6 protein-coding genes and 1 pseudogene are annotated in these 13,052 nt (G+C 72.0%); all 7 read left to right on the forward strand.

Going from position 1 to position 13,052, the window contains the following annotated elements; translation table 11 throughout:
- Positions 1 to 748 precede the first annotated feature (748 nt).
- The 7 genes and pseudogenes from ACWDA7_RS43575 to ACWDA7_RS43605 all read left to right on the forward strand — a co-directional run bounded on the left by ACWDA7_RS43575 (position 749) and on the right by ACWDA7_RS43605 (position 12,958).
- The gene (locus ACWDA7_RS43575; RefSeq protein ID WP_450612513.1) at positions 749 to 1,723 is read left to right on the forward strand and encodes a Ppx/GppA phosphatase family protein; all 975 of its coding nucleotides are present in this window, start codon (positions 749 to 751) and stop codon (positions 1,721 to 1,723) included.
- 715 nt (positions 1,724 to 2,438) lie between these two features.
- Entirely contained in the window at positions 2,439 to 3,962 is a 1,524-nt protein-coding gene (locus ACWDA7_RS43580) for a TIGR02677 family protein (protein WP_450612515.1), read from the forward strand.
- Positions 3,959 to 5,428: a TIGR02678 family protein gene (locus ACWDA7_RS43585; protein WP_450612517.1), complete on the forward strand. Its 1,470-nt coding sequence runs from the start codon at positions 3,959 to 3,961 to the stop codon at positions 5,426 to 5,428. Before ACWDA7_RS43580 ends, ACWDA7_RS43585 begins: the two co-directional genes overlap by 4 nt.
- Entirely contained in the window at positions 5,425 to 9,600 is a 4,176-nt protein-coding gene (locus ACWDA7_RS43590; protein ID WP_450612518.1) for a TIGR02680 family protein, read from the forward strand. Before ACWDA7_RS43585 ends, ACWDA7_RS43590 begins: the two co-directional genes overlap by 4 nt.
- A complete protein-coding gene (locus tag ACWDA7_RS43595; protein ID WP_450612519.1) occupies positions 9,590 to 10,831 on the forward strand; it encodes a TIGR02679 family protein in 1,242 nt (413 codons plus the stop codon). Before ACWDA7_RS43590 ends, ACWDA7_RS43595 begins: the two co-directional genes overlap by 11 nt.
- 343 nt (positions 10,832 to 11,174) lie before the next feature.
- Positions 11,175 to 12,260, forward strand: a pseudogene (locus tag ACWDA7_RS43600) (integrase core domain-containing protein).
- Between the two features lie 116 nt (positions 12,261 to 12,376).
- Complete coding sequence (locus ACWDA7_RS43605) at positions 12,377 to 12,958, forward strand: Uma2 family endonuclease (protein WP_450612521.1); 582 nt, start codon at positions 12,377 to 12,379, stop codon at positions 12,956 to 12,958.
- The last annotated feature ends 94 nt before the right edge of the window (positions 12,959 to 13,052 follow it).

Genomic DNA, 13,052 nt, shown 5'->3' on the forward strand with positions numbered 1-13,052 from the left:
GGTGTACAGAAAGTGCGCCGGCGACAGCTCAATTCCCACGACGAACAGAGCGAGCGCGAAGGGCACACACTGCGCGAGGGTGCAAAGGAACCCGCTGTGATCGCCCGCTCGCAGCTCAGGGTGCGGACGGAGAAACCAACGCATGGGTACAGCCTGCCTCGCTGGTCTTCGGCGTGCACCGAGGCTGCTCGCCGCGCTGCGGCCGCCCTCGGCCCGAACGAGCCCGATTCCGCCCCCCGGTGCGCACTCTGCGTGAAGTGGCCGTTTGGCGGGGATCCCCACAGCGACGCCTTCTTCGCCCGCAATCGGCATGCCGCCCTCTGCGCGATCGCTGTCGGGTCGGCTGTGTTGCACGGGCCGGCCCAACGTGAAGCAGCCGAGCCCCATCTCTCCGTGCGGGCGAACATGTCCGCCGCCTCCACCGCCTCGAAGGAGCACGTCCAACGGGCCTGCCGTGCGGTGCGGGTGCAGCCGATCCCGGGGCACCGCTGCGGCTGGGGCTCTGCTTCGAGGTGTCGGGGCGGGCGCAGCCGGGCCATGCCGTGGGGCCCGCGATCGACGCCCTGGGACTGCTGCGGGGGATGCCGGATCTTGGCCGCTCGTTGCGGGAAGCGGAGCTTGCTGCCCTGGCGGGTACGAACCGTGACACAATGGTGACAGGGTGGATGCGGTGTGGTGTCTGCCGCCTCTCGTTGGCAACGAGAGGTCTTGGGGATTCGGTCCGCCCTGTCGGGTGCGGGACCGTGCGGTGTCGGAGAAGGGCGGCTGGATGCGGCAGGCGAGTGTGCTCGATGTCGGGTGCCACAGCGCTCTCCTCACTGTGGTGCGGTGGCGACTGGGTGCGGAACTGGAGCCTGTCTTCTCGTACAAGGTGCGACTGCGACTGCACGAAGCGCTGGACCGGCAAGGGCGCCTGGGCAGGGCCGGGGTTAAGAGTGTGCAGCGGGCCGTGGCCGAAGCGATCGGTGCGGACCCGCACCTGCCTCCGCGAGAGGTCTTCGCATTCGCCACCTCCGTGATCCGGGACGCCCCCAATCGCGATGAGGTCATCGCACGGGTGGCCCTCTCGACCGGCACATGGCTGCGGGTGCTGCCCGGCGAGGAGGAAGCACGACTGGCCTATGTGGCCGCACGCCAGTGGGCGGGCTGCGCGGCAGGGCCCCTGTTGATGTTGGACATCGGCGGTGGCACCGTGGAGATCGCCGCGGGGACGGGTGATCAGCCCCGCGTGGTGCGTTCACTGCCGCTGGGCGCACGAACGATCACCCGCAATTGGCTCCCCGGCGGCACTCTCACGTCCACGCGGAACCTGGCAGAGGTCCGGCACCATCTGCGCCGCTCCTTCAGCCAGGCGCCCGACGTGCCGCAGGCTCAGCGGGGTGAACGTGTTCTCGGCTGCTCCAAAACCTTCGAGCAGCTTGCCCGGCTCACCAACGCCCAGCGGAACAAGCCACGGCGAAGGCCACGACGGCTGACGCTGCCTGAGCTACGCGCGGTGATTCCTTTGCTGGCCGGCGTCGACCCGGACCGCCGTGCCACCCTGCCGGGCATCTCACGGCACCGCGCCGAGCAGTCCCTGGCGGGAGCACTGGTCGCCGAGAGCCTCCTGGAAGCGTGTGGTGTGGACAGTGTTGAGATCTGCCCCTGGTCCACCCGGGAGGGCCTACTTCTTGAACATCTGGGCGTCACCCGCAGCCCAGCCCATCACCGACATGCCAGCTGATCCCAGCAGACAAGGACCCCGGCGCCGTCACAGACCGCCTACTGCCCGTCTTCGACACCAAGCCCCCTACGTCGGCCACCGCCCCTGGGACCCCGGGCCCGAAGCCGAAGCGACCGCCCAGGCCGACGCCAACCAGCCCGGGTCCGCACCCAAACCCACGCCGGAACCCCAGGCCTCAGCGAGCCCATGGTCACCCCGCCGCGGCCCCGCCGACGCGCAACACTGCTGGTGCGGTCGATGCCGGTCTTGGTCTGTGGCCAGGCCACGGGCTGCGAACGGCGCCACGCCCCGTGGTCGCGGTCGCCTTGCCAGCCACAGGACTGGTTGGGGCAGATGGCCCATTTCCAGCCCGCGATGGTGGGCCGGTCGGGGGCTTTGTGGTGCCGCAGCGGGGTCAGGCAATGTGGGCACAGTCTGGAGGTGTTCCGTGCCGGAACGCTCACCCGGCAATACCGGCCTCGGCTGCGAGGTGCATGGCGGCGGAGGCCGACGGCATGACCGTGGTACGGGGACCCTGTGCCTCGACCTGTCCGCTTGTGAGGGCGAAGATCCGTAAGGGGCAATGGGCGGTACGGGGTGATACAGGGCGATGCGTGGCGGTGCAAAGTAGCACAGGGAGCGCAGTGCGAGGAGCGCGTTGATGGGGAGGGTGGCCCATGCGGCAGACTGGGTGTCGCTCACGCCGTCCCCGACCGAACGAGAGGGTCTCGCACCTGTGACCGACGAGTCCGCGGCCCCGGAATCCGCCGACGAGGACGCCTTCGGTATCGACGCGTTCACCCTGGACGACCGGCTGCGGCTGTTCCATTTCGCCGCCGCCGAGAAACGCCACGAATATCTTTGGCTGTTGCGTGCTTTCGACCGGGGGCGGGCCAACTACCAGGTGCTGCTGCACGCCTCGGACGCGGCGGGGCTCCTGAAGCGTCTCGCCACCGACCACCCCGGCGCGGCGGCCGTCGGGGACGTGCAGCCGCTGCTCGACGCGCTCGCCGAGTGGCAGGTACTCGACCGGTCGTACGACGGGACGCGCGCCGCGAATCTCGCCGAGTACCGCAACCGGCACTACGTCTACCAGTTCACCCAGGCGGGCTACCGTGCGTACCGGGCCGTGGAAGACGTACTCGGCGCGCGACTGGAGGACGCCCAGCTCTCCCGGCTCGTCTTCCCCGACATCCTCGCCGACCTTCACGCGCTGGCCGACGCCAACGCCGCCGGCGACGCCGAGGAGGTGTACCGCAAGCTCGGCCGCCTGGACTCCGTGCTGGGCGAGATGGCGCAGCGCGCCGCCCGGTTCTACCTGATGCTCGGCGACCTGGCACGGACCAACGACACCCGTCCCGAGGTGTTTCTCGCCCACAAGGACGCCCTGCTCGTGCACATGCGGGAGTTCACCGCCGAACTCGGCCGCTACGCCCCACTGCTCGCCGAGGCCGTCGAGAAGACCGCCGTGACCGGCGTCGACCGGATGATCGAGCACGCCGCCGAGGCCGACGAGCGGCTCTTCCGCAGTCCCGCCGAACGCCTCGAGGACTGGCGGCAGCGGTGGCAGGGCATCGTCCATTGGTTCGCGGAGCGCGAGCACAGCGAGGCTGAGCGGCTGCAGGACGGCACCGTCACCGCCATCCGCTCCGTCCTCGCCCTGCTGCGCCGGGTCACCGAGGCCCGACGCGGCGGGGTGAGCCGGGAGAGTCAGCTGCGGCATCTCGCCCAGTGGTTCACCTCCTGCGAGAGCGACGAGGACGCGCACGCCCTCTTCCAAGCCGCCTTCGGGCTCGGCGCGCCCCGCCATATCGCCGTCCCGTACGCCGACCCCGAGCTGATCTTGGGGCGTACGTCCTGGTGGGAGGCCGAACCGGTCGAGCTGGCGCGCACCCTGGTCCAGTCCGGCCGCAGCCCCGGCCTGCACGGTCCCGGCCGCATCGAACGCAACGAAGCCCAGCGGGAACGGCTGCGCGCCGAGCAGCTGAAGCAGCAGGCCGAGCGCCGCACCGCCGCCGCCTCGCTCGCTGCGGACGGAGCGCACGGCAGGGTGCTGGACGAGGCCGAGACGCGAGTCCTGCTGGCGCTGATGGACGTGGCGCTCGCCGCTCGCGTCCCGGCCAGCCGCAGCGTCTGCGCCGCCTCCGGCTCCGCCCACGGCGTACGCCTGACCCTCACCCCTGTTGAGGGCTCCACCACCGTGCACACCGTCCGCGGCAACCTGCATTTGAACGGGCTGCGACTGGAGGTCACGGCATGAGTGCAGCACGAAGCACCTCCGCCCCGGGCGGCGGTGGGCGACGGGCAGGGGAGCGTGTCGCCGAGCACGTGTCACCTCTCGAACTCGCCGACTACCAGAAGGCCGTACGGCTGGTCCTGCGGTATCCGCTGATCACATCCTCGTACCCGGACCGGGTGGCCCTGCCGACCGTGCGCCGCTGGGCCGAGCAGCTGCGCACCGACCTCATGGAGGTCCTCGGCTACCGGCTCGTCACCACGGCCGACACCGCCCGGCTGCTGCGCGTGCAGGACCACCTGGACGCGACGCGGCCCGCCGTCACCCGCGCCGGCCGCCCCTTCGACCGGCGCCGCTACGCCTACCTCGTCCTCACCCTCGCCGCCCTTGGCCGCCACGGTGCGCAGGTCGCCCTCGGCGAACTCGCCGACGCGGTCGCCGCCGACGCCGCGCGCATCGACGGCCTCGGCCTGGACACCACCCGCAAGGCCGACCGGGACGCCTTCGTCGACGCCGTCACCTGGCTCACCGAGCGCGGTGCCCTCGCCCTCACCGACGGCTCCGCGACTGCCTGGGCCGGCGACCCCGAGCGTGCGGAGGCTCTGTACGACATCGACCGCGAGATTCTCACCGCCGTCCACCAGCCCACCCGAGTCCTGCAACACCTCACCTCGGTGACAGGGCTCCTCGATTCCGGCAGCGCGCTGGGCCTGGCCACGGGCCGCCACGCGCAGCGCCGCGATCAGGCCCGCCGTGCTCGGCGTCTCGTCCTGGAGAACCCGGTCGCGTACTACGCCGACGCCGAGGCCGAGTTGCTCGGCCAGCTGCGTGCCCCTTCACTCGCCGAGGATCTCCAGCGTCTGACCGGCCTTGCCGTGGAGCGCCGTGCCGAGGGCGTCGCGCTCGTCGACACCTCCGGCAGGCTGTCCGACATCCGTTTCCCCGGTGGCGGCACGGTCGCCCAGGCCGCGCTGCTCCTTGGCGCCCGCATCAGCGAGGCCGCCCGGCGCACGGGGCGGCACGCCCCCGACCTGCTGCCCGCTTTGACGGCCGCCGAACGCCTCGCCGCCCGGGCCCGCCGCATCGACGCGGCCCTCCCGGCGCGCGGACTGCTCGCGGAGCTCTCCGCACCCGAGGAGGAGACGCTGTACGAGGCCGCCAACGAGGAGGGCGACGAGCCGGAGGAGACCCGCTACCCCTTCGTCACCGACTCCTGGCTGCGTGGCAGGCTCAAGGAGATCATCGGCGAGTACGGCAAGGGCTTTGCCGCCGACCTGCGCGAAGACCCGGACCGGCTGCTCGCCCAGGTCCTTAACCTGCTGGCAGCCCTGTCGCTGGTCGCCCGCGTGGACGGCGGAGTCCTCGTGCTTCCGCTCCTCGCCCGCTACCGCGGGGTCAGCGCCCGCGTGAAGTCCCGTGTGCCCGCCCCGCGGCCCGCCGCCCAGACCGCCCTGTTCGCCGACGACACCGTGAAGGACCCGACGCCGTGAGCACCCCGGCTCCCGCCCCGGCCAGCACCCCCGCTCCCACCCCGGCCACCCGATACGTCCCCACTCGCGCCGGGATCGTCAACCTCTGGGACTACCGGGACGAGGAGTTCTCCTTCGCCGGCGGCTGGCTGGTGCTGCGTGGGCCCAACGGCTCCGGGAAGACCAAGGCCCTCGAAGTGCTCTTCCCGCTCGTCCTCGACGGCCGTATCGATCCCAAGCGGCTCAACCCGTTCGCGGCTGAGGACCGCACGATGAAGTCCAACCTGCTTTTCCGCGGGCAGGACAGCGCACTCGGCTACGTCTGGATCGAGTTCACCCACCGCACCAGTGGCGAGGCCGTCACCTGCGGCATCGGCCTGCACGCCCAGCGCCACCGCGACACCCCCGCCCGCTGGCACTTCGTCACCGACGGCCGCGTCGGTGAGGACTTCTCCCTCCTCACCGACGACGACCGGCCGATGACGAAGAAGCAGCTCGCCGCCGAGCTCGGCCAGGAGCTGATCGCCTCCCCGACCGACTACCGCGCCGCCGTCGACCAGCGGCTGTTCGGCCTCGGCCGGGAGCGGTACGAGCAACTGCTCACGCTCATCCTCACGCTGCGCCGCCCGCAGCTCGCCAAGAACCTCGACCCGGCCAAGCTCTCCGACACCCTCACCGAGGGCCTGCGCCCGCTGGACGACGACCTCATCGCCGAAGCCGCCCGCTCCTTCGACGACATGGAGTCCGTGCAGCGCACCCTGGAGGGACTGACCGCCGCCGACGACGCCACCCGGGCCTTCCTCGCCGGCTACTCCACCTACCTGCGGGTCCACGCCCGCGTAGCCGCCGACCGACTCACCGCCCGCCGCACCGAGACCGCTGCCCGCACTGCCGCCCTGGACAACGCCGTAGCGGAGCTGGCGGCGGCCCGCGAGCAGCAGGCCGCCGCCGAGACCCACACCGAGACCGCCGACGCCGCGCTCACCGCCCTGCGCGCCCGCCTCGACCAGCTGCGCTCCTCCGCCGCGTACCAGGCCGTCGAGCAGCTCGCCGACCTGGAACGTCTGGTGCGTACCTGCGAACACACCGCCCAGCAGGCCACCGCCGAACGCGAACGCCGCACCGTCGCCACCGGCCGCGCCCGCGCCGAAGCCGAACGCGCGGCCCAGCTTGCCGCCGAGCTCGAGGGCGCCGCCTCCCGTGGCGCCGCCGCCGTCGCCGACCACGCCCACACCGCGGGCATTGCCTGGACCCCGGCCGACGCCGAGCCCGCCCGGCTCGCCGAGCGATCCGCCGCGCTCGCCACCGCTCGCCACAACGGCGTGCGGGCCCTACGCGCCGCCCAGCAGGACTGCCGCAGCGCCGAGCAGACCCGCGACCTCGCCCGCAGCGCCCTCGACCGCGCCGAGGAAGCGGTCAGTGGCGCCGAAACTGCCGAAACCGACGCCGAGCAGGCGGTCGAGACCGCCCGCGCACAGGCGCGAGAGGCGCTCGCCCAGTGGACGCAGGCCCATGGCCCGCTCCTCCCCGAGGGCGCCACCGACCGCCTCGGTGAAGCCCTCGACCTTACCGGCGAAGACGTCACCGGCGAAGGGGAAGCGGCCACCGTCGCCGACACCTACACCGAGGCCGTCGCCCTCGCCGTGCAGGAACTGCGCGACACCCTGGCCGCCCTGCGCGGCCGGCGCACCGACCTCGAACACCGTCGCGCCGAGACCGAGGCCGAACGCGACCGCATCGCCGCCGAGCACGACGACGCCCCTCCCGCCGCCCGCGGGCGCACCGCCGACCGCACCCGTGGGGGTACTCCCCCGGCTACCGCTGGGAGCACCCCCACCCAGGCCCTCAAGGCACTGGGGAAGGGCGTACCGCTGTGGCAACTCGTCGACTTCGCCGAGCATCTGGCGCAGGAGCAACAGGCCGGTCTGGAAGCAGCCCTGGAGGCCTCCGGCCTCCTCGACGCCCTCGTCACCGCCGAGGACACCCCGGTGCCGGCCGGGCACAGCGACGGCTACCTGCACGCCCGCGCACCCGTCGACGGACCCAGCCTGGCCGACCTGCTGCGCCCGGAGGACGGCACACCGATCCCCGCCGCGCGCGTCACCGCCGTCCTGCGCTCCGTCGCCGTCACCTCCGACCCCGGCTCCGGCACCGCGCAGATCACCCCGGACGGCCGGTACGTCGCGGGCGTCCTCGTCGGCGCCCACACCAAGGAGCACGCCGAGTACGTCGGCGCCACTGCTCGCGAGCGCCGCCGCGCCGCCCGCATCGCGGCCTGCGAGGCGCTGCTCGCCGAACTCGCCGCAGAAATCGATGAGTTGACGCGCTCTAAGGCCCGCACCGAGACGCGGCTGGAGGCCTACGCAGCCGCCCGCGCTGCTCTGCCCCGCACCACCGGCATCACCGCCGCGCTGCGCGAACTCGACAAGGCCGCGGCGCGGCTGCGCGCCACCCGCGAGGTCGCCGACGCCGCCCAGGCCTCGTACGACGAAGCCGTGGCCGCCTGCTCGGTCGCCGAGCGCGCCCTGCGCCGCACCGCCGCCGAGCACGGCATCGCCCCCGATCGTGTCGCCGCCGTCGAGACCGCCACCCACGCCTTCGAGACGGCGGTACGCGAACTCGCCGCCCGCCGCCGCGAACACGCCCGGCAGTCGCAGGTCACCGAAGCCGCCACCGACCGGCTGCGTGCGGCAGCCGAGGACGAGGAAGCCGCCCTGGACGCCGAGCGCGCCGCGCGCCGCCGCCACGCCGAGGAGGCCGCGGGGCTCGACGCCCTCCAGGAGGCCGTCGGCGCGGAGGCGCAGGAGGTGATGCGCCAGGTCCATCAGGCCGAGGACGCCCTCGACGGCGCGGCCCGGGAGGCCGAGACGGCCACCGCCGCCCTGCATTCGGCCATCGCCGCCACCGCCTCCGCCGAGGCCCGGCGTACCGCGGCGGCCGAGGCCGGCTCCGTCGCCGTCGCCGAGGAGAAGGAAACCGCCCGGGGCCTCGCCCCGTACGCGGCTCGTGAACTGCTCGACGTCCTGCGCTGCCCGCCCGGCCTGTCTTGGCCCGCCCAGGAGGCCGACTGGGCGGCTCAGGAGCTGCCCGCCGCGGCAGTAGCGGTCCACGAAGCGATCCAGGCCGCCACCCGCGACCTCGCCCCCACCGAGACCAGCGTCAAGCAGTCCGTCACCCGCCTGACGAAGGCCCTGGACGACCTGCAGGCCCAGCTCGCCGCCGCCGGACAGGACTATCGGCCTGAATGGGACGGCTCCGACGGCGTCATCCTCGTCCGCGTCGCCGACGAGGAAGGCCCGTTGCCCGTCGCCTCCTTCGCCGAGAAGATCGCCGAGCACCGCCGTGACCAGGCCGAGCTGCTCAGCGACTCCGAGCAGCGCATTCTCGAGGACGCCCTGCTCACCCGACTTGCCCAGCAGATCCACGACCGCACGGTCGACGCCCGCGACCTCATCCGGCGCATGAACACCGACATGCGCGAACGCAGGATGTCCTCCGGCACGACGGTCGGCGTGAGCTGGCTGCTCGCCGACGACCTCGACGACGAGCAGCGCGCCGTGTGCGCCCTCCTCGACGCGGACGCCGCCCGGCTCGGCCCCGACGGGCTCGCCCGGATCCGCGTCCACTTCGCCGCGCAGATCAAGAATGCCCGCGCCCGTCACCGCGACCTGCCTTACCGCGAACTGCTGGCCCAGGTGCTGGACTACCGCCGCTGGCGGCAGTTCGCCTTCCAGCTCGTACGCCCCGACAGAAGCGAGGAGCGGCTCACCCGCGCCCGTCACAGCCGCCTCTCCGGCGGCGAGCAGTCCGTCTCGCTGCACCTGCCGCTGTTCGCCGCCGCGCACGCCATGCTCAACTCCGCACACCCGCACTCCCCGCGGCTGCTCGCCCTGGACGAGGCGTTCGCCGGTGTCGACGACACCGGCCGCGGCGAACTGATGTCGCTGGCCGCCCAGTTCGACCTCGACCTGTTCATGACCGGATACGACCTGTGGGCCGCACACGCCTCCGTCCCCGCCGCCGCCCACTACGACCTCGCGCACTCGGCGATCGACCACACCGTCTCCGCGCTGCTGCTCCTCTGGGACGGCGAGAAGCTGCTCGCCGACGACATCGGCGACCTCACCGCGGCCCTCGGCTCACCCGGCACCCGCCGCGTCCCCGGGTCGAAGGAGGCCACCGTTGCCGACTGAGCAGCACAGCTACGACGAACTGCACGGCGAGGGCTGGACCCGGCTGCTGGCCGCCGCCCGCCGCAAGCTGGAACGTACCTCGGGCGCGCTCGACGGCGAGATCGGCCTCTTGGCCCCCAGCGATGCCGAGCGCCGCACCGTCATCGGCGTCACCGGCCGCTACCGTCCCGAGACCGCCAAACGCCTCGCCGTCCCTCTCACCGCCCTCGACGCCTACCTGTACGACCGCTACGGCACCGGCCTGCTCCAGACCCTCGGCCACCTGAACGGCCCACTGCGCGACCGGCCCGCCGAACGCGCCGACGAGGACACCCGCCGAGAACAGGTCCTGGCCTCCGCCCACTCCAGCCGCCTCGCCACCGAGAGCTGGTTCGCCACCTGGCTGGACCGCCTCGCCGCCGACGGCACCCTGACCCGCCTTCTGCGGCGCGGGGACGCACCCCTGATCGACGCGGCGGTGCGAGTCCTGGAAAAACTCCCCGAGGACCTCTCCCGCATCCTTCCGCTTCCGGTCCTCGCCGAATGGGCCACCGGCGACACCAAAGCCCTCGTCCCCGGCACCCCGCTCGAACAGCTCGTCCTGCGCGCCCTCGCCCAGCGCACAGACGACGACGTCCCGCGCGAGAGGGCCGGACGCCGTGCCCTGTGGGAGAGCGCGGGCGCCATCGCCGACGACCTCGCCAGCCAGGTCCTCGTCCTGGGTATCCGCCCCGAGGGCGACACGGTGGTCTGCGACTGGCTGCGCGATGCCGCCGACTTCGGCATCCCGTTCCGGCTCACCCTCCACCAGCTCGCATCCGGCCCCGTCGCCCCCGCCGCCGGTGACATCTTCGTGTGCGAGAACCCGGCCGTCCTGCGCGCGGCCGCCGCCGAACTCGAAGCCGCGAGCGCAGCCCTGGTATGCACCGAGGGCGTACCGTCCGCCGCCTGCCACAAACTGCTCGCCGACGCGGTACGCGCCGGAGCCCGGCTGTACTGGCGGGCCGACTTCGACTGGGCGGGCCTGCGCATCACCGCCACTGCCGTGGAACGCCATGGGGCCCACCCGTGGCGCATGACCACCGCCGACTACCGGGAAGCCCTCGGCCAGGCCCAGTCCACACCTCTCGGCGGCCCGCCGGCGGCAAGCCCCTGGGACCCCCAACTGGCGCGAACCATGGAGGAGTCGGGCCAAGCCGTCATGGAGGAGCGCCTGCTGCCCGCGCTCCTGGCCGACCTCACCCGCACCTGACGCCAATGGACATGGGAGGAGGTCCCCCATGGATGGAGAAGGAGCGGCAGCTGAAGCGCGAGATTCTGCGCCGGGCAGCCGCCTACCCGCCGCTGGGACTTCATCTCTGACAACCGCTCCGACTTCGACGTCCAGCGGCTGTGCCGGGTCCTTGGGGTGTCCCGCTCCCGCCTCTACCGGCACGAGGCGACTGCCCTGGCCCGCGCCGAGCGCCAGGCGGCCGAGGACCAGGCGGTTGCGGAGATCCGCGCCATCCACGCCCAACCACGGCACCTTGTGGGGCTCGGAAAGTCATCGCTGCAGGCGAGGGCAGCAATGCGGCATCGGCTGGCACCATCTCTGCGTGATCGTTTCACTGGTGTACAAGGTGACCCGGAAGCTGCTGCCCGTCCCGGCGGTGCTGCTGCGCCGCGGACACCTCCAAGGACGCCGAGCTGCTCGTGCTGCGGCACGAGAACGCGGTGCTGCGCCGGCAGTCGAAGTGCCCGGCCCGCTACGAGCCCGCGGACCGGTTCTGGTTCGCGGCGCTGTCCGCGCTGATACCCCGGCGGCTTGGCGCACGGTCTTCCCGGTCACCCCCGGCACGCTCCTGGCCTGGCACCGCCGGTTCATCGCCGCCAAGTGGGACTACACCAGGCCGCGCTCGCGAACCGGACGGCCGCCGACCAGGGAGGCGATCAGGAAGCTCATCCTGCATCTGGCGCGAGAGAACCCCAGGTGGGGGCACAGGAGGATCCAGGGCGAGCTGGCCCGGCTCGGCCACCTCATCGCCGCCTCCACGATCTGGGAAATCCTCCACGCCGCGGGCGTCGACCCGGCCCCGCACCGCTCCGGCCCCACCTGGCGCGAGTTCCTCACCACCCAAGCCGAAGGGATCATCGCCTACGACTTCCTGCACATCGACACCACGCTGGGCAGCAAGCTGTACGCGCTGGCGTTCCTCGAGCACGGCACCCGCCGGTTGCATATCACCGGCGTCACCGCCCACCCGACCCAGGCCTGCGCCGTTCAACAGGCACGAAATCTCGCCGCCGACCTGGGCACGCGCTTGGAGTCACTGCGCTTCCTGCTACGCGACCGCGATGACAAGTACGGCGAGGCCTTCGACACGGTCTTCGCAGCCGAAGAGATGGAGATCCTCAAGAGCGCACCGCGAGCGCCGCGGATCAATGCCCACTGCGAGAGGCTCATCGGTAGCATCCGGCGTGAGGCCCTCGATCACGTCCTCATCATGGGCGAGGCTCACGCCCGACAGGTCCTGGCCACCTACAAGAAGCACTACAACGCGCATCGGCCCCATCAGGCCCGCCGTCAGCTGACACCCGACTCGGTCCAACAACCCGCCACCGTGCACGACTTCGATACACGCAGACTCCTGCGCACCCTCGTCCTCGGCGGCGTCATCAACGAGTACCGTTACGCGGCCTGAGTAGCAGCGATGACTTTCCGAGCCCCGCACGACCCGTCGCCGCTCTCGTCACGGCCCGCACCGCCGCCGCACGGCACTGACGGATAAGCTGGCTGGGGCGCCCGAAGGAGGACACAATGACGACCGCATGGGACGCGCTCCCGCCCTGGATGCTGCCGCCCCGGCCGAGTGGGTGGGAGGCCGATGACCTCGACAACGCACCCGACCTCCCCCGGCACACCGAGCTGATCGATGGAGCGCTGATCTTCATGATGTCCCCGCAGCGGTCCTGGCATGCCCGCGTCGTCACCCGGCTGACGACCGCATTGGACGATCAGGCCCCCGAGGGATTCGTGATCGACCGGGAAATGACGGTCAAACTGAACGAGAAGAACCGGCCCGAGCCTGACGTCGTTGCTGTCACGGTCCCCTACGAGCCGGACCGTACGCGCTACCTCCCCGATCAGGTCGCCCTCGCAATCGAAGTCGTCTCGGATGAGTCCGCCGACCGGGACCGGTCGCTGAAGCCGTTCAAGTACGCGCAGGCGGGTCTCCCGCATTATTGGCGTGTCGAGGAGGAAGACGGCCTCCCCGTCATCCACACGTACGAACTGGACGACACCACCCGCGCCTACGTCGCCACCGGTGTTTACCGCGAGCGCATCAAGACCACAGTACCCTTCGGCATCGACATCGACCTGCTCCGTCTCGTGCGCTGAGTAGACCGTATGAAGCGTTCGGAACCGTGACCGTCCGGGAGCTGAGGACCGATGCCCCCGCGTAAGTTGACGCGGGTTGCCTGCCGGTGGGCAC

It is taken from the genome of Streptomyces sp. NPDC001156 (assembly GCF_053598275.1).

Coding starts and splice junctions, on each gene's coding strand:
- ACWDA7_RS43585 (WP_450612517.1), top strand. CDS start 3,959: ATGAGTGCAGCACGAAGCACCTCCGCCCCGGGCGGCGGTGGGCGACGG.
- ACWDA7_RS43605 (WP_450612521.1), top strand. CDS start 12,377: ATGACGACCGCATGGGACGCGCTCCCGCCCTGGATGCTGCCGCCCCGG.